The sequence below is a fragment of the Mesorhizobium sp. genome (assembly GCF_041661565.1).
GTDB lineage: Bacteria > Pseudomonadota > Alphaproteobacteria > Rhizobiales > Rhizobiaceae > Mesorhizobium.
The window spans coordinates 19,044-40,027 of record NZ_JBAZUD010000029.1 but is presented as its reverse complement, the minus strand read 5'-3'; the positions used below and the strand labels follow the sequence as shown (position 1 = coordinate 40,027).

Below are 20,984 nucleotides of genomic sequence, written 5' to 3'. Positions count from 1 at the left end.
GCGCTCGAGGTCCGCGCGGGCCTTGCCGGAGGCATCGAGTTCGCCGGTCAGGCGCTCACTGGCGGCTTGCAGCTTGTCGCGTTCGCCACGCGTGCGGCCGAGATCGCCACGCAGGCTGTCGAGTTCGCCCCGCAGACGCCCCCAGATGAACCAGCCAACCAACACGCCTACCAGGAACGCCAGGACCACATAGAAATAAGTGCCCATTGTCTCTCTCCAGTCGGATCCGCTCGCCGTGGGTCGTGACCTTCGGCGAAGGACCACTCGATGGTATTCCGCGTTTCGCGGAACAGCCGGCTTCCGTTCGAGCTGTCGGCGACAAGGTTTGCATGCCCATGGCCAACGGCTGTTGTCGCCTGCACCGGAATGTCAGGGCCGGGCGAGACTTTTCCCGCCGACCCGCATCCACTACGGCTGAGCTTGGAATAAAGGCTATCATAGAGCTTGCGGAAAGCTATGGTGAAAACTCCCGCCCAAAGTTGTTCAAGAACAAATATTTCCACAAGAACAGTGTGATGCCGACATGCATTCCGGCTTAACTGTTCTGGCAGGCATCAAAGATGCCTCAGGCGTCGAGCGCTTCCAGCTCGTCGATCAGGCCGCTGATCACGCCAAGGCCGATCTGCCAGAAGGCGGGGTCGGTGGCGTCGAGCCCAAAGGGTGCCAGAAGTTCGGAATGATGCTTGGTGCCGCCGGCGCGCAGCATCTCGAAATACTTGTCCTGGAAGCCGCGTTCTGCATTCTGGTAGACCGCGTAGAGCGAGTTCACCAGGCAGTCCCCGAAAGCATAGGCGTAGACGTAGAAGGGCGAATGGATGAAGTGCGGGATGTAGGTCCAGAATACCTCATAGCCCTCGCGCAGCTTGATCGCGGGGCCGAGGCTCTCGGCCTGCACTTCGAGCCAGAACTGGCCGATCCTGTCGGAGGTGAGCTCGCCATTCTTGCGCTCCGCATGCACCTTGCGCTCGAATTCATAGAAGGCGATCTGGCGCACGACGGTGTTGATCATGTCCTCGACCTTCTGGGCGAGCATGGCCTTGCGTTCGCGCCTGTCGGTGGTCTGGTCGAGCAGCGAGCGGAAGGTCAGCATCTCGCCGAACACCGAGGCCGTCTCGGCCAGGGTCAGCGGCGTCGAGGCCATCAGCGCGCCCTGACCGCTGGCCAGCACCTGATGCACGCCATGGCCGAGTTCATGCGCCAGCGTCATCACATCGCGCGGCTTGCCCATGTAGTTCAGCAGGACATAAGGATGCGCCGACGGCACGGTCGGATGCGCGAAGGCGCCGGGCGACTTGCCGGGACGCACCGGCGCGTCGATCCAGTTGCGGTCGAAGAAGGTGCGGGCGATCTCCGCCATGTCGGGCGAAAAGCGCTGGTAGGCGGACAGCACCGTATTCCTGGCCTCGTCCCAGCCGATGACCGCCTGTGGCGTATCGGGCAACGGCGCGTTGCGGTCCCAGTGGTTCATGACGTCCATGCCCAGCCAGCGCGCCTTCATCGCGTAATAGCGGTGCGACAGGCGCGGATAGGCGTCGCGCACGGCCGACGCCAGCGCATCGACCACGCCGCGCTCGACGCGGTTGGCGAGATGGCGTGAATCGGCGATGTCCTCGAAGCCGCGCCAGCGGTCGGATATCTCCTTGTCCTTAGCCAGCGTGTTGGTGATCAGCGTGAAAGTGCGCACATTCTTGCGGAAGGTCGCGGCCAGCGCCTCGGACGCTCGGCGACGCACCTCGCCATCGGCATCCTGCAAGCGGTTCAGCGCTGGTTCCAGCGACAGTTCCTCGCCGTCGATGTCGAAGCGAAGGTCGGTCATCGTCTCGTCGAACAGACGGTTCCAGGCGCCACGGCTGGTGATCGATTTCTCGTGGAAGAGTTGCTCGACCCGGTCCTCGAGCTGGTAGGGCTTGTCCTTGCGCAGATCGAGCACCCACGGGCGGTAATGGCCGAAGGCGGGGTCGGCGGCGAGCGCGCCCTCGATCGCGGCGTCGTCGATGAGGTTGAGTTCGAGCGCGAAGAACAACAGGTGCGCGCTGGCGTCGGTCATCTTCTCCTGGACGTCGCCATAGAGCTTGGCGCGCGCGGGATCGGCGGTGTTTCCGGCATAGACCAGGCCGGCGTAGGAGACGATGCGACCGATCAGTTCCTCCAGTGCCTCGTAGGCCACCAGCGCTTCGCCCAGTTTGCCCGCGCCGCCTCGCCCGGCCTCGGCGGCCAGCGTGCCTTTCCAGCGGCTCTCGAAGCCGATCGCTTCACTGGCGGCCCTGGCGATGTCACGCTTCAGTTCCGGCGCATCCATGCCGGCATAGAGATCGGCAAGGTTCCACTCCGGCAAATTGCCAAGCTCGGCGGCGCCTTGGCCGGATGTTGGCGCCAACAGGTGCCGAGCGGAAACCGTGTGCCCAGGAAGCATGTGCCTAAAAACCATGTGAAATACCGTTACCTTCCGTGGCCAATGTTCAAGGGGAACGAGAAGCCGATCAAATCCTAAGGAATTCGTTCACCGGGTTTTTTGAAAGCTTATTTAGAACCCTGTGCCAAGATGGTCCACAGGCCAGAATTCCTCGGGCGGCACAGTCAATCAGTCATGACAGGTTCCATACTTATAGTCGATGACGATCCCGTGCACCGCCGGCTGCTCGAGGCGGCGGTGACGCGGTTCGGCCACGTCGCGACCGTCGTCGATGGCGGCGCGGCCGCCCTCGACGCCCTCGACGGGCAAGGCGCCGGCGAGGTGTCGCTGGTCATCCTCGACCTTGTCATGCCCGGTCTCGACGGGATCGGCGTGCTGAAGGCGATGCGTGAACGCGGCATCAACGTCCCGGTGATCGTTCAGACCGCCCAGGGCGGCATCGAGACGGTGGTTTCGGCGATGCGCCACGGCGCCTTCGATTTCGTCGTCAAACCGGCGTCTCCGGACAGGCTGCGGGCTTCCATCGCCGACGCGCTCAAGGTCGAAGCCGTCGAAGGCGAGGTCAAGCGCACGTCACGACGGCGCGGCGGGCTCCTGACCTTCAAGGACATGATCACGCACAGCCCGGCCATGGACAGGGTGATCCGCCTTGGCCAGAAAGCGGCGGCATCAAGCATACCGATCCTGATCGAGGGCGAATCCGGCGTCGGCAAGGAACTGGTGGCGCGCGCCATCCAGGGCAGCGGCGACCGCCGCTCGAAACCCTTCGTTACCGTCAACTGCGGCGCCATTCCCGACAATCTGGTCGAATCGATCCTGTTCGGGCACGAGAAGGGGTCGTTCACCGGCGCCACCGACAAGCACACCGGCAAGTTCGTCGAGGCGCATTCGGGAACCTTGTTCCTGGACGAGATCGGCGACTTGCCGCTCGACGTGCAGGTCAAGCTGCTGCGCGCCGTGCAGGACGGCGAGGTCGACCCGGTTGGCGGCCGCGGCACGGTCAGGGTCGATATCAGGCTGATCTCGGCGACGCACCGCAACCTCCTGCAACAGGTCAAGGACGGCAAGTTCCGCGAGGATCTGTTCTACCGGCTCAACGTCTACCCGATCTTCGTGCCGCCGCTGCGAGACCGCCGCGACGACATTCCCTACCTGGTCACGCATTTCATGGAGAAGGTGGCGCCGGCCGACCAGCGTCATCGCCTGCAGGGCATCTCGGCCGCGGCCCTTGCCGTGTTGCAGGCCTATGACTGGCCCGGAAACATCAGGCAGCTCGAGAATGCCGTCTTCCGGGCCTCGGTGCTGTGCGAAGGCGATGTGTTGACCACCGAGGACTTCCCTCAGATCCGGGCGCAGGTGGAAGGGACGATCAATCTCGACGCCGACAGCGTCGCTTCCTTGCCGTACCCGCCCGTTGATGCACGGCCGCGCCTCGACGCAGGACCGTCGGATGGAGGCGCGCCCGAGCCCGAAGCGGATGCGCCGGCCAGGTTCCTGTCACGCTTCGGAACGTTGCGGGCGCTTGACGAACGCGGCAATGTGCGGGCGTTGGCCGACGTCGAACTGGAAATGATCAAGCTCGCCATCGATCACTATAACGGCCAGATGAGTGAGGTCGCCCGCCGGCTCGGCATCGGCCGCTCGACACTCTACCGCAAGCTCAAGGAATACGGCATCGATCCGGAGACCGGCCGAATCGATCGCCTCGCGTCCTGACACCGGCGTCGTGACACGCTTGCATCGGCACAATCCCAGCGTTTCGCGGCTTTCGACCGAATTGGGGCAAACTCATGGACAGGCCTGTTCACGCATTAAGGCCATCGGTAACAGATCGTGTTTCGGGTAAACGCCGAAACCTGATCTAAACCAGCGGTTTACCAAGAAACCCTGCGGACAAATTTTGACGGGATATCGCCATGGTGTTACCGTATTTCAGCTTCAATAAGCGATGATTAACCATTAGGATCGATATTCGGATGTGATCATTCCACGTCCGTTTGTGCAAATCCGGGGACAAACGGCAGCCTGCAGGGCCTTTTGATTTGAACAGAATCGAACGACACACGAACGGGCGGCACCATCACTCGAGCGTCTGGCCAAAGTGGCTGGCGGCATTGATCGTCGCTTTTGGTCTCGTGGCCGCGGCCGCCACCGGCGCCAGTGCCGACACACGTTCGCTCAAGCTCTATCATCTCCATACGCACGAGAAGGCCGAGATCGTCTACAAGCGCAATGGCCGCTACGACGCCGACGGCCTCAGGAAGATCAACATCATCTTGCGCGACTGGCGTCGCAACGAGCCGACCAAGATGGATCCGCGCCTGCTGGACCTGGTCTGGGAAGCGTATCGCGAAAGCGGCGCGACCGACTATATCCAGGTCGTCTGCGGCTATCGCTCTCCGTCGACCAATTCGATGCTACGCAGCCGCAGCCGCGGCGTGGCCGAGAAAAGCCAGCACATGCTCGGCAAGGCCATGGACTTCTATATTCCCGGCGTGCCGCTCAAGAAGCTGCGCAACATCGGCCTCAAGATGCAGGGCGGCGGTGTCGGCTTTTATCCGACCTCGGGCTCGCCCTTCGTCCACATGGATGTCGGCAATGTGCGCCACTGGCCCGGCATCAGCCGCCAGGAACTGGTCAGCCTGTTCCCCAACGGCAAGACACTGCATGTGCCGAGCGACGGCCGGCCTTTGCCCGGTTATGAGCAGGCGCTTGCTTCCTACAAGTCGCGCAAGGGTTCGGGTGCTCCAGCCATTGAGATGGCCAGCGCCGGACGCAGCGGCAAGAAATCCGGTGGATTCCTGGCCGCCTTCTTCGGTGGCGGCGGCGACGACGAGGCCGACGACAGCGCCGATGTCGAGACCGCGTCAGCCGCTCCCCCGCCCAGGGCCAAGAGCGTGAAGCCCGCACTCGCGACGGCCAAGAGCAGCCAATTGCCGGGCATTGCGATCGTGGCCCCCGAGAATGCGCAGCGCGCGGATATTCCGCGGATCGCCGAAGAGCAGGACGCCGAGCCGGCAAAGGATACGCCGGAGACCATCATCGCGTCCCTGCCGTCGCGCAGCATTCCGTTGCCTGACTTCGCGCCGCGGCCAAAGGCGGATGTCGGCGCGCAGACCCCCGAGGACGTGCCGTTTGCGATGGCGGATGCGTCGTCCACGACCGAGCAGGCCGTGGCGACCGCGCAGGCGCCGGCGAGCGTGCCTTTCGGCAAGACCGATGCCGCGGCCGTCGCGCCAGCGACCGCCGATCCGGCCCGTGTCGCCGTGAACAACATACCGTTGCCGACCTGGCGTCCGGAGCGCGCCTTGCCGGCGGAACTGGCACCGCCCCCCAGCAAGGATGTGCTGATGGCGCTTGCCGATACGGCTGAACAGGGCAAGGCCGCCGCCGATGCATTCTCGGTGCTGCCTACGGCCCGGCCAGAGATGGCCAGGCCGGATGCGGTGAAGGCCGTGCTCGACGAGGCCAATGCCGAGGTCGGCGCCGCCGACGAATACCAGGTTGCTTCCTTGTCCGAGCCGGGTCCGGCCCCGAACGATCAGTCGGATGCGGATGTCGCATGGCCCCGCGACGCCGTGGCCGCGCGGCCGGCCGGCTCCGATCCGGTCGCCGCCATCGGCGCCGGCGTGAAGACCACCCGCAAGGAACCGAGGGCCACGGCGCGCGATCTGAAGCCAGGTCCAAAAGCCATGGTTGTTGCCGCCGCGCCGCAGGCCGCGCGCTGGGCGCTGACCAGTGGCGAGACTGTCGCCGCCGTGTCGAGCGCCACGACAGCGCCGGGTTACGCCTACAGCATCGTGCACACGCCACCGAGCGAAGTTTACACGACCGGTTTCCAGCCGGGCAATCAAGTGGCCGATGCCAATCGGTTCACCGGCAACGCCGTCAAGTTCCTATCGGTCGCCCGTTTCCAGACCAAGTAACGCATCAATTCCGATCGAGAGCCGCGCCGGGCGACCGGCGCGGCTTTTTGCTGCTTCGAGCGGCTCGCTCGCTCCGCCCTTCGAACTTCACGCCGGTCTGACATTGCCGTGATCACGGAACGGTGGGCAGTTCCGCGGGTTTCTCCTCGGTAGTTTCAAACCCGGGGATACCCATGAAAAAAATTCTATTGGCATCCGTCATTGCGCTGGCAACCGCTTCGGCGGCCATCGCTCCGACACAGGCGGCGACTGTTGTCGTCAAGACCGACAATCATATGCATCATCATATGCGGATGATGAAGAAGCACTGCCACACCAGGGTGGTCACGACCTGGAGGCACCATCACAAGGTGACCAAAGAGGTCAAGGTCTGTAGCTGATCAGTCAGGATCGATCTCGAAAAACCCGGTCGGCGCAAGCCGGCCGGGTTTTTTGCGTGCGCGTGGCACCGCTATTTCTTGAGCTGGCTTGCAGCGCGGGCGAGGGCTTCGATCTCATCCCATTTGCCCGCCTTGACCAGGTCGTCCGGCGCCACCCAGGAGCCACCCACACAGACGACATTGGCCAGGCTCAGATAGTCGGCCGCGTTCTTGCCGGTGATGCCGCCGGTCGGGCAGAATTTCACGTCGGCGAGCGGAGAGGCGAAAGCCTTCAGCGAGGCGATGCCGCCGGACTGCTCGGCCGGGAAGAACTTCAGGAACCGCAGGCCCGCCTCGCGCGCGGCCATGATCTCGCCGGGGGTGATGGCACCGGGCAGCAGCGGAACCTCGCTGTCGGCTGCCGCCGCCAGCAGCTCGCGCGTGATGCCTGGGCTGACGATGAACCGCGAACCGGCGCTGGCGGCCTGTTCGAACTGGTTCGCATCGAGAATGGTGCCGGCGCCGACGATGGCTTCCTCGACCTCGGCCGCCACGCGCCGGATCGCTTCCAGTGCGTCGGCGGTCCTCAGCGTGATCTCGATCGCCGGCAGGCCGCCGCGCGCCAGCGCGCGGGCCAGTGGTACGGCGTCAGCGACATTGGCGATCCTGAGCACCGGGATGACAGGCTGGCCGTTGAGGAGCGACAGGAGATTTTCGGTCTTGCTTGGCACTGTGGCTCTCCGCTTCGGTGGCTGATTCAACCGATTAGCAGACGGGTGTTTTTCTGTCCACGAAACGAAGCGTATCACGATGTCACACGGACCGGGACAGCCATGCCGGCCACAAGTCGAGACCGATGATGGGCTGATGAACACGCCAGCCTTGAATCGGCTGCCGCGAGCGGCTAGTTGCTGCGTGGCCATGACATCGTCCACGCCAACAGACGCGATCCGCGTCGCCGCGCTCTACCGCTTCGCCCGGCTCGATGCGTTCGAAGCCCTGCGCGCGCCGCTCGCCGCCTTCTGTTGCGGGCGCGGCATCAAGGGCACGCTGCTCCTGGCGCGCGAGGGCATCAACGGCACCGTCGCCGGCGCCGTAGACGACATCGCCGCGTTGATCTCGCATATCGAAGCCATCGACGGCCTGGCCAATCTCGAGGTCAAGTACAGCAGTGCGGCCGAAATGCCGTTCCACCGCATGAAGGTGCGGCTGAAGCGCGAGATCGTCACCATGGGGGTCGAGACGATCGACCCGATGACAGGCGCCGGCGCCTACGTCGCGCCGGCTGACTGGAACGCGCTGATTTCAAGCCCAGACACGATCGTCATCGACACGCGCAATGCCTACGAAGTGTCGATCGGAACCTTCAAGGGTGCTGTCGATCCGGCAACGGCAAGCTTTCGGGAATTCCCCGCCTGGGTGGAAGCGCACCGGGAGCAGTTGCAGGGCCGCAAGGTCGCGATGTTCTGCACCGGCGGCATACGCTGCGAAAAGGCGACCGCCTATGTCAGATCACTCGGCTTCGAGGACGTGTTCCACCTCAAGGGCGGAATCCTGCGATATCTCGAGGAGGTTCCGGCCGGCCAGAGCCTCTGGGAGGGCGAGTGCTTCGTCTTTGACGAGCGGGTCTCGGTGTCGCATGGCCTTGCCGAGGGCGACGCGAAGCTTTGCCGCGCCTGCCGCCACCCGCTGACCGCCGACGACCGCCAATCGCCCAAATTCGCCGCCGGCGTGTCCTGTCCGCATTGCTTCGACGCCCGTTCCGACGAGGACCGCCGGCGATACGCCGAGCGGCAACGCCAGGTCGAGCTTGCGCAGTCGCGGGGCAGGGGTCCGCATATCGGGTCCTGAGCGAGGCATCGGCTACTCGCCGTGCGGCCCGTGTCATTGTAATGTCAGGATGCGGGACCTACCTCTGCGACGTTCGAAACCGCCCGTTCGGCCGGGCAAATCCTGGAGGCACTGCATGTTCGACCCCAAGAAGCTTCTCGACGATCTGCTCGGCTCGCAAATTCCCGGCAGCGGCGGCACCGTTCGCGACAAGGCGGGCCAGGCCGTCCAGATGGCCAAGGACAATCCGCTAGCCGCCGGGGCGCTTGCGGCCGTGCTGCTGGGTACCGGCGCCGGCCGTGAGGTAACGGGCGCCGCCGTGAGGCTCGGAGGATTGGCCGCGATCGGTGGCCTCGCCTACAAGGCCTACCAGAACTACAAGTCCGGGAATGCGCCGGAACAGCAGGCGCCCACGGCCGGCGAGCCGGAACTTCTGCCGCCGCCGCAGGACACCGCCTTCCACCCGTCGCAGGCGCCGCAGGGAGAGGACGAATTCACGCTGACCCTGATTCGCGCGATGATCTCGGCCGCGAAGGCCGACGGTCACATCGACGACGAGGAACGCCAGAAGATCGCCGGCAAGCTCAGCCTTTCTGGGATCGATACGGATGCCGAAAAGTTCCTGATGGCGGAACTGGAGAGCCCGCTCGATCTCGACACGCTGGTGGCCGGCGCCAAGACCGATGCGCAGAAGCTCGAACTCTACACCGCGTCGCGCCTGACCATCGATCCCGACACGCGCGCCGAGCGCGGCTATCTCGACCTGCTTGCCGGCCGGCTCGGCCTGCCGGACGCGCTCATCGACCATGTCGAGGCGACCGTTTCGGCGGCCAAGGCGCCCGCGGCGCCGGCCGGCACTTCGCCCAATCCGCGCTGGTAGGCCAAAACGGCACAAGCGGCCCTTGCCTCGTTAACCTTCCGTTAACCCAGCAAGCGCATCATTCCTGGCAGTCGAACCGGCTTTCCTCCTCCCAAGCCCGGTTCAGATCAGGGCGGTCGCCAATGGCCGCCCTTTTTGTTGGGAGGTTTGTTCTTCCGCTTGCGGCTTGTCACGGCGTCGATCATTTGCGATGGCTGCGGCTTCTGCGGAGGACACAAAATGACAGATCCACGAACCGCCATCGTCACCGGCGCCGGCACGGGCATCGGCAAGAGCGTCGCCACGGCACTGCTGAAGTCCGGCTGGAACACGGTGTTTTGCGGGCGGCGCAAGGCGGTGCTGGATGAAGCGATCACCGAGGCCGGGCCGACAGAGGCAAAGGCCCTGGCGGTTGCCTGCGATATCAGCAAGGCTGGTGAGGTCGACGCAATGTTCGAGACCGTGGCCGCTGCCTTCGGCCGGGTCGACCTGCTCTTCAACAATGCCGGCATGGGATACAAGTCCACGCCCATCGACGAGATCCCGGTCGAGGTCTGGAACGACGTCGTCGGCGTCAATCTCACCGGCTCGTTCCTGTGCGCCCGTGCCGCCTTCGGCGCGATGCGCAGGCAACGACCGATGGGCGGCCGGATCATCAACAACGGCTCGGTCTCTGCCTATGCGCCAAGGCCCGGTTCGGTGCCCTACACCGCGACCAAGCACGCCATCACCGGGCTCACCAAGACGCTGGCGCTCGATGGCCGTCCTTATGACATCGCCTGCGGGCAGATCGATATCGGCAATGCGCTGACAGACATGGCCCAGCCGATGACCGTAGGCGTGCCGCAGGCCAACGGCACGATATCAGCCGAAGCGGTGATGGATGTGCGGCATGTCGCAGACGCGGTCCTTCACATGGCCAGTCTGCCGCTCGACGCCAATGTGCTGTTCATGACGGTGATGGCGACCAAGATGCCTTTCGTCGGCAGGGGCTGAGCAGCAGGCAACGACGGGCTTTCGCCCGGGTCATTGGCCCGCCAGCGGGACGCCGGGTTTGAAGAGCAGAATGGGCCTGATCTCGTAGACGGCGGTCGGATTGACGCGGCGAAGGTCGCGGGCGATGGCGATGGCGTCCTCTCTCGTGGCGCAGTCGACGACATAGAGGCCGAGCAACTGTTCCTTGGTCTCGGCGAAGGGACCGTCGATGACCATGCCGTCTCCCGGGCCGCGCAGGGTGCAGGCGTCCTGGGTCGCCCCCAGGCGCGCGGACGGGCCAAGGGTGCCTTTCTCATGCAGCCGGGTGCCAATCTTCAGCAAGTCGGCCATCAGGGCCGCGTCTTCCTGCGGAGTGAGCGCCTTGATCGCACTTTCCACGTGATAGGCAAGAATTGCATAGAACATCTGGATGCACCCGATTTTCGATCCTGTCCCAGGACCGTAGCCGTCCCGGCGATACGCGCCAGTCCTGATTGCCCGGCTACGGACAGCTCATGACAGCCGGCCGAAACCAAGGGTTCGCGAGGCGCTTGGCCTCACTTCGCCAGGAACGTCCTGATCCGCTCCAGCGCGCGCAGGATGTTTTCCTCGGAGTTGGCGTAGGAGAGCCTGACATACCCTTCGCCGAGAATGCCGAAATCGGGGCCGCCGATCAGCGCCACCCCGGCCTCCTCGAGCAAGGCGGACGCCAGCTTCTTGGCCTTCCAGCCGGTCTTCGACACGTTCGGGAAGGCGTAGAAAGCACCCTTCGGCGTGATGCAGGAGATATTGGGCAGGCCATTCAGCCCCTCGACCACGACCTGCCGGCGGCGATCGAAGGCGCGCATCATGGTGTCGACGTCGTCCTGGGGGCCGTCTATCGCGGCGATGCCGGCGTATTGGCTTGGCGCGTTGACGCAGGACCAGCAATTGACCGCCAGCTTGCGCACCTTGTCGTAGAGGTGGGCGCTCTTGTCGCCATTCGGCCAGATCGACCAGCCCATGCGCCATCCGGTCATTGCCCAGGTCTTCGACCAGCCATTGAGCACGATCAGCCGGTCACGGATCTCGGGAAAGGCGAGCAGCGAGCAATGCGTCTCGCCGTCATAGGTCATGACGTCATAGATCTCGTCCGAGAGGATGGCGACATCGGGGTGCTTCTCCAGCCCCTTGACCAGCTTCTCGATCTCGGCGCGCGGCGTGACGCCGCCGGTCGGGTTGGCCGGCGAGTTGAGGATCAGCAGCCTGGTCTTCGGCGTGATCAGCGCCAACGTCTCCTCGGCCGAGAAGGCGAAGCCGTTCTCCTCGCGCATCGGCACGGGAATGGGGGCTGCTCCGGTGAATTCGATCATCGAACGGTAGATAGGAAAGCCAGGGTCGGGATAGAGGATTTCGGCGCCCGGCTCGCCTAACATGAGGATGGCCGCGAACATGGTCGGCTTGCCGCCCGGCAGGATCATCACAGCTTCGGGCGAGACTTCGACGCCGGTCGTCGTCAGCGTGCGTCGAACGACCGCTTCGCGCGTCGCCAGCAGCCCATTGGCCGGGGTGTAGCCGTGATGGCCGTCACGCAGCGCCTTGATCGCCGCCTCGACGATGTGCGGCGGCGTCTTGAAGTCGGGCTGGCCGATGCCGAGATTGACGATGTCGCGGCCCTGGCTGGCCAGCGCCGTCGCCCGGGCCAGCACGGCAAAGGCGTTTTCCTCGCCGAGACGGTCGAAGGCTGAAATCGTGTGGAGCATTTTTCCCGTCCGTGTGGTTCTTGCTGTTGGATCGCGTTTTTGTGAGCTTCGGCCCGCAAAAGTCAAACGGATTGGAGTGTCTTGTGTCGGAAAATCTCGAAGGTTGGCAACCGCGTCCCCGACCCGAGCGCAAGGTCCTCGACGGCCGGTATGTCCGGCTTGAACCGCTGAGCGCCGCAAAACACGGCGATGGCCTCTATGAGGCGTCCTCGGTGCCGGATGTCGACGGCCGCTTCGCCTGGCTCCCCGACTATCCGCCGGAGACCCGCGCCGCTTTCCAGCCCTGGCTGGACAAGGCGCAAGCCAGCGAGGATCCGCTGTTCTTCGCCGTCATCGACAAGGCAAGCGGCAAGGTCGCCGGCCGCCAGACGCTGATGCGCATCGACCCGGCTTACGGCGTCATCGAGATCGGCAACATCTATTGGGGGCCGCTGATGTCGCGCAAGCCGGCGGCGACGGAAGCCCAGTTCCTGTTCATGAAGTACATTTTCGACGAGCTCGGCTATCGCCGCTACGAATGGAAGTGCAACAACCGCAACGAGCCGTCGAAGCGGGCCGCCGAACGGTTCGGCTTCAAGTTCGAGGGCATTTTCCGCCAGCACCTCATCGTCAAGGGTGAAAACCGCGACACTGCGTGGTATTCGATCATAGACAAGGAGTGGCCGGGCTTAAGCAAAGCCTATGAGGCATGGCTCGATCCGGCCAATTTCGTTGGCGGCGGCAAGCAGAAGCGACGGCTCGAGGATTTTCGCGCGGAATACGGAGCGTGAGCCGAACCGCGTAACAGGAGTTTCATTGGCGCATACGCACGATCATGGCGGTCACAGCCAAGGTTCCGGCCATGTCCATGGCTCGACCGACAAGAAACGCGTCCTGATCGCGGCCTGCCTGACCGGCGGTTTCATGGTCGCAGAGGCAGCCGGCGGCTTTTTCACCGGATCGCTGGCGCTGCTGGCCGATGCCGGCCACATGCTGGCCGATTCGATCGCGCTCGGCCTGGCCTGGTATGCATTCCATCTTGCCGGCCGCCCGGCGACCGGCCGTCTCACCTTTGGCTTCGGCCGGGTCAAGACGCTGGTGGCCTATACCAATGGCATCGCCATCTTCGTCATCGCGCTGTGGATCGTCTACGAGGCGTGGGGACGCCTGCATACACCGGCGCTGGTGCTGGGGGGACCAATGCTGGCGGTGGCGAGCCTCGGCCTGCTGGTCAACATCGCCTGCTTCTTCGTGCTGCATGGCGGCGACCGCGAAAGCCTCAACATGCGCGGCGCCATCCTGCATGTGCTTGGCGACCTGCTCGGTTCGGCCGCGGCGATCGCCGCTGCGCTTGTCATCCTGGCCACCGGCTGGACGCCGATCGACCCGATCCTGTCGGTTCTCGTCGCGCTGCTGATCCTCTCCACCGCATGGTCGTTGATGCGCGAAGCCGCGCACGTCCTTTTGGAAGGAGTGCCGCCAAGCCTCGACCGCGACCTGATCGCGAGGGACCTGGAAACGACGGTGGCGGGCGTGCGCGAGGTCCATCACATGCATGTCTGGTCGATCGACGGCGCCAGCACGATGGCGACATTGCATGCCTGCCTCGATGAGGGGGTCGATGCCTTTCGGGCGGTCAGCGCCATCAAGAAGCGACTTGCCAACGGACACGGCATCAGCCATGCCACCGTGGAGCCGGAATTCGGCCGCTGCGCCGACAACGGCCATGACCACGGGCATGATAACGGGCATGACCACGACCACGATGCGGCCGCGCATCACGGCCACCATCACTAGGCCGGAGCGCCGGTCTGACTTGGGAGTTCCAAAATCTTGACAACCGGCCTGACGACCGCCTGCCACACCGGTGCAAGGTGATGGATCGCGACACGAGGAATGCGGCGATCGCGGCACTGTGGATCATGCTGCTGTTCGGCATAGCCGCCTACAATCTGCCGAAGCTGATGCTGGCGGCGGGCAGCATCTCCGGCGTGCTTGCCGGCATCGTCGCCATCATTTTCCTGCTGGGCTTCTTCGCGGTGTTTTGGCTGCGCAGCCGCTACCAGCGCAAGAACCAGGACAAATAGGGGATCTTCGACATGCGCATTCTGATCACTGGCGCGGCAGGCATGGTCGGCCGCAAACTCATCGCCCGGCTGGCGAAAGACGGCACGCTGCGCGGCGAGAGGATCACCGCGCTCGACCTGCACGACATCGTGCCGCCGCAGGCGCCGGCCATCAAGGGCGTCAGCATTGAAGTTCACACCGGCGATCTCGCGGAGGCAGGTGCCGCTGAAAGCCTGCTCGCGTCGCGGCCCGATGTCGTCTTCCATCTCGCGGGCATCGTGTCAGGCGAGGCGGAATCGAATTTCGATCTCGGCTACCGCGTCAACCTGGACGGTACGCGCCGGCTGTTCGATGCGATCCGGCTGGCCGGCTTTGCGCCGCGCCTCGTCTTCACCTCGTCGATCGCGGTGTTCGGCGCGCCGTTCCCGGACATTATCCCCGATGAGTTCCATCCGACGCCGCTGACCTCCTACGGCACGCAGAAGCAGATGAGCGAGGCGCTGCTCGCCGACTATACCAGGCGCGGTTTCTTCGACGGGATCGGGATAAGGCTGCCGACCATCTGCGTGCGGCCTGGCAAGCCCAACAAGGCGGCTTCCGGCTTCTTCTCCGGCATCATCCGCGAGCCGTTGAGCGGCCAGGAGGCAATCCTGCCGGTGCCGCGCTCGGTCGTGCATACCCATGCCAGCCCGCGCTCGGCTGTGAATTTCCTGATCCATGCCGCTGGGATCGACGGCGCCGCCGTCGGGCCGCGCCGCAATCTGACGATGCCTGGCGTCGCCGTCACCGTCGGCGAGCAGATCGAGGCGCTGGAGCGCATCGCCGGGCCGAAGGCGACAAGCCTGATCCGCGAGCAGCCCGATGAGACGATCTGGGCGATCGTCAAGGGCTGGCCGACCCGCTTCGAGGCGCGGCGGTCACGGGAACTCGGCTTTGTCGCGGAAGCGAGTTTCGACGAAATCATCCGCGCGCATATCGACGACGAGTTGGGTGGGAAGATCGCAGGTCAGGCCTGACCTGCCGGCATCATACGCTTCCGGCCAGGCTCGCGGAAAGCAGCAGCAGTCCGAACAGGAAGACGAAGGCGGCGCCGCCGATCTCGACGATCGAGTGGATGCGGTTGCCCATGCGGCCGTCGCCGGCGAAATAGACCGCCCAGTTCTTGGCGGTCACGGCAAGCGTCGCCAGCGCCGAGACGGTGATGGCTGTACCCAGCGACATCGCCAGCACCGAGAGCAGGCCGCCCAGCCAAAGCCCGTTGAGCAGTGCGAAGCTCAGCACGATCAGCGCGCCGGAGCAGGGGCGGATGCCAACAGCGGCCACCGCCGACCAGGCGGTGCGCCAGTCGAAGCGATCGCCAGACAGCAGGGCCGGATCGGGTGCATGCGAGTGACCGCAGGTTTCGCAGACCTCGCCTGCCGCATGGTCGTGATGCGCATGGTCATGGGCGGCGTGATCGTGGTGATCGTGCGCGCCGTGGTCGTGATGATCGTGCGAATGATCGTGCACATGCGCGTGGTCGTGGTGGTCATGCAGGTGCGGAGCGCGCGCATGCGCTGAATGGCTGTGCGCCGCATGGGAATGCCCGGGATGCGAATGCCCGGCATGAGAATGCCCCCCTTCGGCGTGAGCCGCCGACAGGCTGTAGGCCGGGGCTCCGCCGAACAGGCGCTGGACGGAAGGCGCGAGCTTGCGCCACAAGAGCCAGGCGCCGAACAGGGTGACGAGGGCAAAACTCATGATCTCCATGAACCAGGCCGCGTCGGTCATCGAGATGGTGGTGCCGCGCAGGACGAAATAGGCAAGCAGCATCACCAGCACCGCCGTCAGCCCCTGCAGCAGCGCCGAGACGAAGGACAACAGGATGCCGCGCCGCAGCGCGACTTCATTGGCCACCATGTAGGACGAGATCACCGCCTTGCCGTGGCCGGGGCCGGCGGCGTGAAAAATGCCATAGGCGAAGGACAGGCCGATGAGGATCCAGATCTTGCTGTCGTCCTGGCGCATCGCCTTCATCGCTGTCGCCAGCGCGCGGTAGAATTCCTGTTGCCGCAGGTTGATCCACATCAGGATGTGGGCAAACGGGCCGGTGCTGGGCGCCATGCCGTCATTGACGCCGATGCCGAGGGAGGATTGCGCATGGGCCGCGTCGGCGAAATGCATCGCGGCAAAGGTGACGATCAACAGGCCGAGTGCCAAACGCAGGGACGGTTTCGTCACCGGTTTCATCCTTCTGGCTGACAGGTCAGTTCGAGCTTGGTGGCGAAGATCTTGCTCATGTCGGTTCCCGTCGGATCGTTGAAGAAGGCATCCGTCAGGGTCTTCTGGTTTTCCTTGATCGCCTCGTCCGGGTCGGGACGGACCACCTTGCTGGCGCAATTCGACGGCAGGCCTTCGACCGTTATGTTGGAGTCCTCGGTGAAGTCGATCGCCGTGTAGAAGGTCGGGTCGTAGACGCCGATATCGATCTTGCCGGCCAGCTTGATCGGCGTCTTCGGCTCGGATTCGAACAGGATGATCAGCTGGTCGTTGTCGAAGTTCGCCATCAGGTGCGGGGGCGGCGTCATCGCCACGTCCTTGCCGTCGACGGTGACGAGCTGGAAGTAGTTGAACTCGGCCAGAGAGGCGTGGACGGTGTCGGCCACATCCTTCAGCTCCTTGTCGTCAAGCTTCAGATCGGAATTCTTGTCGAACTCCATCATCACGGTACTCGAAAACAGATCGTCGAAGCGCCAGAGATGGCGCAGCGCTTTCACACTTTGGTGATCCGGCGACAGGATGACGTCGAGCCTTGCCTCGGCGAAGACGTGGGGATGCACCTGCGCCGGTCCGACAGTGGCGAAGGTCGCGGCCGTGGCCGTGGCCAGCATGATTGCGTGCCGTTTCAGATGCATTCCCGGTAGCGATTCCATTGGGCTCGGAGATAGCGAGAGGGACCAGAAAGGGGGCGAAATTGGGACCGGTGCGTGTCACCCAGGAGTGAGCGGCGGAAAACGACACGCACAAACAGAACTCAAGGCGGGTCGCACTTTGACGGGCGGCCCGGTCAGGATGCCTCGCGCGTCCTGAACCAATGGACCAGGAAGTCGACGAAGACGCGTACCTTCGCCGGCAGATAACGGCGGTGCGGATAGACGGCGAAGATGCCGCCCCCGGCCAGGATGCGGTCATCCATCACCGTGACCAGCCGGCCGCTTTCGATGTCTGGCGCGGCGATGAAATCAGGCAGGATGGAAAAACCCAGGCCCGCCACGGCGGCGGCCCGAGCCGTCATCGGGCTGTTGACCTCGATCGGACCCGACACCGAAACGCTGATCGGATCACCATTGTCGCCCTTGAACGGCCAGTTGTTCAGCCCGCGGCCATTGGTGTCGATGATGCAGGGCATGCGGCTGAGGTCCTGCGGCCGTGTCGGCATGCCATGCTTGGCGATCAGTTCGGGCGAGGCGCAGAGCCTTATGGAAAACGGCGCGAGCCGCCTGGCGATCAACGACGAGTTCTCGAGGCGCGATATGCGCACCGCGAGGTCGAAGCCTTCCTCGACGAGATCGACGAAGCGGTCGTCGAGCTGGATGTCGAGCACGATGTCCGGATGCTGCTTGGCGAAGTCGATCAGCGACTGGCCGATGGGGGCGTCGGCGAAGGTGCGCGGCGCCGACAGCTTGATCCTGCCGCGCACATCGCCCGATGATTCGCGCACCGCGTCGGCTAGGCTGTCGACCTCGCGCACGATCTCCGAGGCGCGCCGGTAATAGGTGTGGCCGGCCTCGGTCATCGAGAACTGGCGGGTGGTGCGGTTGAGCAGCAGCGCGCCAAGCTCGTCCTCAAGCTCGCGCACATATTTCGACAGCAGCGCCTTGGAGCGGCCGATCTTGCGCGCCGCCGCCGAAAAGCCCTCGGCCTCGACCACATCGATGAACGCACGCATGCGGGTCAGTGTGTCCATCGCTCAGGCCTTTCGTGCCGCGTCGAGAAGTCTCCGGCCGAGCCGTATCAGGGCGATGTCGCTGCCGGAAGGGCCAAGCAGCGAAAGGCCGAACGGGGCGCCCGCGACCGTGCCGATGGGCAGGGTGATCTGCGGAAAGCCGGACAGTCCCGCCAGGCACAGGAGCCGCAGCGCCCGCTCGCGATAGGCCTGGAACTGCTCCGGCGTGCTGTCCACGTAGGGCGCCGGCCCCGGCACCGTCGGCAGGACCAGGAAGCCGTCCTTGCCCAGCAGGGCGCCCAGTTCGCCGCGAAAGGTCAGCCGTCGCACCTTCTCGGCCTGAGCCGTGCGGTCGTCGACGGTGCTGCCAAAACGGAACCGATCCTCGACGCCAGGGCCGAGGTGACGCTCGCCGCCGCTTATCCACGCGCCATGCACCGCCCAGGCTTCCTTGGCCTGCAGCCGGCGAAAACACCAGAAGAGCTCATCCGGCGTCGAGCTGAAATGCGTCGCCGGCATTGCCGGCGCGCCGAAGACCCTGCCCGCCAAGGCCTTCATGTCGGCATATTCGGCAAGCGCCGGGCGGGCGACCAGCTGGTCCAGCCAGTCAAGCGCGATCGGGCGGTCGAGCGGGTGGTGATGTGGATCGCGGCCAAGCAGCAGCTTGCCGACGGTCTCGTAGGTCTCGATGTCATCGGCGAACCAGCCGAAGGTGTCGAGGCTCGGCGCCAGCGGCATGGCGCCCTCGAGCGAAATGCGGCCATGCGTGGTACGCAGCCCGATCAGCCCGCAGAAGCTCGCCGGCGCACGGATGGAGCCGCCCGTGTCGGAGCCGGTGGCGATGTCGGCCAGCCTGCCCGCCACCGCCGCCGCCGAGCCCGATGACGAGCCGCCGGTGACGCGGTCGGGCGCGGCCGGATTCACCGGAAACGAAAAATGCGCGTTCTGGCCGAACAGGGCGAAGGCGAGCTCGTCCGTCTGGGTCTTGCCGACGAAGCGGGCGCCGGCATCGAGGATCACCTGTACTGCCGGCGCGGTGCGCGAGGCGATGGGGCTCGCCGCGAATTTCTCCGGATTGCCGCAGCCGGTGCGGAAGCCGGCGACGTCATAGATGTCCTTGACGGCCAGCCGCAAACCGGCCAGCGGGCCGAGTTCGGCATGCGCGACCGGCATCTGCCGAAGATCCAGGAAGGCGTTGAGAGGGCCGTGGGTGCCTGTCATCGTTCGATATCCGGATACGATCCCATCAACATTGTTCGATGCCAGAAATTTTACAACCTTGGATGCGATTTTTATTGATTGTGAAATCCTTCGACCCTATATCGCGCTTGCCCAAAGTCGCACGTGCCTGTGGGTGTCCGCCGATCCTCGAATGGTGAGGAATATCGGTAAGGTAACTGGAGCCAACCCCTCCAGTCGGTTTAGCGGCCAACCGCCAGACCGAGGACACCTTGAAGCAACGACGGTGCGGGCCTTTCTGGTGTTCTGCCGGTTGTCCAAAGACCGGGGTTACTGAAGAGGCACACCTTCATTGCCGGCAGTGCGGAACGGGTCTCCCAATCCAAGCCAAGGCAGACAAAGCGAACCGAGGCCGGGCAAGGCCAAGGTTCACCGCCGCGAGACGGCGTTTCATGGTACCGGGGTCTCCACCGGCTGGTTCCATGGATTTCCGTCCCGCCTTTGTCCACCGCGTATTCGCGAGGCCGACAGCCCGCGTTGCGCAGCCTTATTGCGCGCCGAAAGGCGCTGATGGAGAGACCCCGATGGCCACCCAGCGCATCCTTGACTTCCTCGCCACCCGACGCCCGACCGGCCCTTGCCTCGTCGTCGACCTCGATGTCGTGCGCGACAATTTCCGCGCCTTCGAGAAGGCGTTGCCCGATTCGAAGATCTACTACGCGGTGAAGGCAAACCCGGCGCCGGAAATCCTGCGCCTGCTTGCCGCGATGGGTTCCTCCTTCGACACCGCTTCCGTTGCCGAGGCCGAGATGGCGATGGACGCCGGCGCGCCGGCGGACCGCATCTCGTTCGGCAACACCATCAAGAAGGAGCGTGACATCGCTCGCGCCTACCAGCTCGGTATCAAGCTGTTCGCCGTCGATTGCGTCGAGGAGGTCGAGAAGATCGCTCGCGTCGCTCCCGGCGCGCGCGTGTTCTGCCGCGTCCTGACCGACGGAGAAGGCGCCGAATGGCCGCTGTCGCGCAAATTCGGCTGCGTGCCGGACATGGCGGTCGACGTGCTGCGCCAGGCGAAGGCGCTCGGCCTCGACGCCTATGGCGTGTCGTTCCATGTCGGCTCGCAGCAGACGGACCTGACCGCCTGGGACCGCGCGCTGGCCGACGCCAAGAGGGTGTTCTCCACGCTTGCGGAAGAGGGCATTGTCCTGAAGATGGTCAATATGGGCGGCGGCTTCCCGACCCGCTATTTGCGTGACGTGCCGGCGGCGCAGGCCTACGGCCAGGCGATCTTCTCGGCGCTGCGCAAGCATTTCGGCAATGCCATCCCGGAAACCATCATCGAGCCGGGCCGCGGCATGGTCGGCAATGCCGGCGTCATCAAGTCGGAAGTCGTGCTGATCTCGAAGAAGGCAGCCAACGACAATGTGCGCTGGGTGTTCCTCGACATCGGCAAGTTCGGCGGTCTCGCCGAAACCATGGACGAGGCGATCCGCTACCCGCTGGTCACCCGGCATGACGGCACGGAGACCGCGCCCTGCGTGCTCGCCGGCCCTACCTGCGATTCGGCCGACGTGATGTACGAGAAGACGCCGTACCCGCTGCCTTTGTCGCTGACCATCGGCGACGAGGTGCTGATCGAAGGCACCGGCGCCTACACGACCACCTATTCGGCGGTCGCCTTCAACGGCTTCGAGCCTCTCCGATCCTATGTGATCTGACGGTTCGAAAGA

The 20,984-nt window shown here is 64.6% G+C and carries 19 protein-coding genes and 1 pseudogene; 11 read left to right on the top strand and 9 right to left on the bottom strand.

From position 1 onward, the window contains the following. Both WC739_RS07830 and WC739_RS07825 read right to left on the bottom strand, forming a co-directional pair. A pseudogene (locus tag WC739_RS07830) lies at positions 1-207 on the bottom strand (proton-conducting membrane transporter); the annotation flags it as partial. A gap of 358 nt (positions 208-565) precedes the next feature. Further along, entirely contained in the window at positions 566-2,413 is a 1,848-nt protein-coding gene (locus WC739_RS07825) for a M3 family oligoendopeptidase (RefSeq protein ID WP_372952452.1), read from the bottom strand. 174 nt (positions 2,414-2,587) lie between these two features. On the opposite strand from WC739_RS07825, the gene WC739_RS07820 reads away from it, so the two are divergent. The 3 genes from WC739_RS07820 (at position 2,588) to WC739_RS07810 (ending at position 6,719) form a co-directional block, all read left to right on the top strand. Further along, positions 2,588-4,129, top strand: coding sequence for a sigma-54-dependent transcriptional regulator (locus WC739_RS07820; RefSeq protein ID WP_372952451.1), 1,542 nt, complete (start codon positions 2,588-2,590; stop codon positions 4,127-4,129). Between the two features lie 398 nt (positions 4,130-4,527). Beyond that, complete coding sequence (locus WC739_RS07815) at positions 4,528-6,339, top strand: DUF882 domain-containing protein (RefSeq protein WP_372952450.1); 1,812 nt, start codon at positions 4,528-4,530, stop codon at positions 6,337-6,339. A gap of 173 nt (positions 6,340-6,512) precedes the next feature. Continuing rightward, complete coding sequence (locus WC739_RS07810; protein ID WP_372952449.1) at positions 6,513-6,719, top strand: hypothetical protein; 207 nt, start codon at positions 6,513-6,515, stop codon at positions 6,717-6,719. A gap of 71 nt (positions 6,720-6,790) precedes the next feature. Here the strand turns inward: WC739_RS07810 and WC739_RS07805 are convergent, their stop codons facing one another. Then, positions 6,791-7,429: a 2-dehydro-3-deoxy-phosphogluconate aldolase gene (locus WC739_RS07805; protein WP_372952448.1), complete on the bottom strand. Its 639-nt coding sequence runs from the start codon at positions 7,427-7,429 to the stop codon at positions 6,791-6,793. 190 nt (positions 7,430-7,619) lie between these two features. Between WC739_RS07805 and WC739_RS07800 the strand changes: the two genes are divergently transcribed. From WC739_RS07800 to WC739_RS07790, 3 genes are all read left to right on the top strand, one after another. Then, positions 7,620-8,549 (top strand): rhodanese-related sulfurtransferase, encoded by a 930-nt coding sequence (locus tag WC739_RS07800; protein WP_372952447.1) that lies wholly within the window; start codon positions 7,620-7,622, stop codon positions 8,547-8,549. Between the two features lie 115 nt (positions 8,550-8,664). Continuing rightward, on the top strand, positions 8,665-9,408 hold the full coding sequence (locus WC739_RS07795; protein WP_372952446.1) for a tellurite resistance TerB family protein: 744 nt from the start codon (positions 8,665-8,667) through the stop codon (positions 9,406-9,408). Between the two features lie 219 nt (positions 9,409-9,627). Next, a complete protein-coding gene (locus WC739_RS07790; RefSeq protein WP_372952445.1) occupies positions 9,628-10,383 on the top strand; it encodes an SDR family oxidoreductase in 756 nt (251 codons plus the stop codon). Between the two features lie 30 nt (positions 10,384-10,413). Here WC739_RS07790 and WC739_RS07785 read toward each other — a convergent pair whose 3' ends face one another. Further along, positions 10,414-10,788: a YciI family protein gene (locus tag WC739_RS07785; RefSeq protein ID WP_372952444.1), complete on the bottom strand. Its 375-nt coding sequence runs from the start codon at positions 10,786-10,788 to the stop codon at positions 10,414-10,416. 131 nt (positions 10,789-10,919) lie between these two features. Further along, positions 10,920-12,104, bottom strand: coding sequence for a pyridoxal phosphate-dependent aminotransferase (locus WC739_RS07780; RefSeq protein WP_372952443.1), 1,185 nt, complete (start codon positions 12,102-12,104; stop codon positions 10,920-10,922). Between the two features lie 83 nt (positions 12,105-12,187). Here WC739_RS07780 and WC739_RS07775 point away from each other — a divergent pair, with 83 nt between their 5' ends. The 4 genes from WC739_RS07775 (at position 12,188) to denD (ending at position 15,166) form a co-directional block, all read left to right on the top strand. After that, the gene (locus tag WC739_RS07775; RefSeq protein WP_372952442.1) at positions 12,188-12,874 is read left to right on the top strand and encodes a GNAT family N-acetyltransferase; all 687 of its coding nucleotides are present in this window, start codon (positions 12,188-12,190) and stop codon (positions 12,872-12,874) included. Positions 12,875-12,899: 25 nt separating this feature from the next. Next, entirely contained in the window at positions 12,900-13,880 is a 981-nt protein-coding gene (locus tag WC739_RS07770) for a cation diffusion facilitator family transporter (protein ID WP_372952441.1), read from the top strand. An 80-nt stretch (positions 13,881-13,960) separates the two neighbouring features. Further along, positions 13,961-14,170 (top strand): hypothetical protein, encoded by a 210-nt coding sequence (locus WC739_RS07765; RefSeq protein WP_372952440.1) that lies wholly within the window; start codon positions 13,961-13,963, stop codon positions 14,168-14,170. A 12-nt stretch (positions 14,171-14,182) separates the two neighbouring features. After that, on the top strand, positions 14,183-15,166 hold the full coding sequence (denD, locus tag WC739_RS07760) for a D-erythronate dehydrogenase (RefSeq protein ID WP_372952439.1): 984 nt from the start codon (positions 14,183-14,185) through the stop codon (positions 15,164-15,166). A gap of 10 nt (positions 15,167-15,176) precedes the next feature. Here denD and WC739_RS07755 read toward each other — a convergent pair whose 3' ends face one another. The 4 genes from WC739_RS07755 to WC739_RS07740 all read right to left on the bottom strand — a co-directional run bounded on the left by WC739_RS07755 (position 15,177) and on the right by WC739_RS07740 (position 19,296). Further along, the gene (locus tag WC739_RS07755) at positions 15,177-16,379 is read right to left on the bottom strand and encodes a nickel/cobalt transporter (protein WP_372952438.1); all 1,203 of its coding nucleotides are present in this window, start codon (positions 16,377-16,379) and stop codon (positions 15,177-15,179) included. Beyond that, positions 16,376-17,044: a DUF1007 family protein gene (locus WC739_RS07750; protein WP_372952437.1), complete on the bottom strand. Its 669-nt coding sequence runs from the start codon at positions 17,042-17,044 to the stop codon at positions 16,376-16,378. The genes WC739_RS07755 and WC739_RS07750 overlap by 4 nt, the downstream gene beginning before the upstream one ends. A 152-nt stretch (positions 17,045-17,196) precedes the next feature. Then, the gene (locus WC739_RS07745) at positions 17,197-18,096 is read right to left on the bottom strand and encodes a LysR family transcriptional regulator (protein WP_372952436.1); all 900 of its coding nucleotides are present in this window, start codon (positions 18,094-18,096) and stop codon (positions 17,197-17,199) included. Between the two features lie 3 nt (positions 18,097-18,099). Further along, positions 18,100-19,296 (bottom strand): amidase, encoded by a 1,197-nt coding sequence (locus WC739_RS07740; protein WP_372952435.1) that lies wholly within the window; start codon positions 19,294-19,296, stop codon positions 18,100-18,102. 542 nt (positions 19,297-19,838) lie between these two features. Between WC739_RS07740 and odc2 the strand changes: the two genes are divergently transcribed. Next, a complete protein-coding gene (gene odc2 / locus WC739_RS07735; protein WP_372952434.1) occupies positions 19,839-20,972 on the top strand; it encodes an ornithine/lysine decarboxylase in 1,134 nt (377 codons plus the stop codon). Positions 20,973-20,984: the final 12 nt, after the last annotated feature.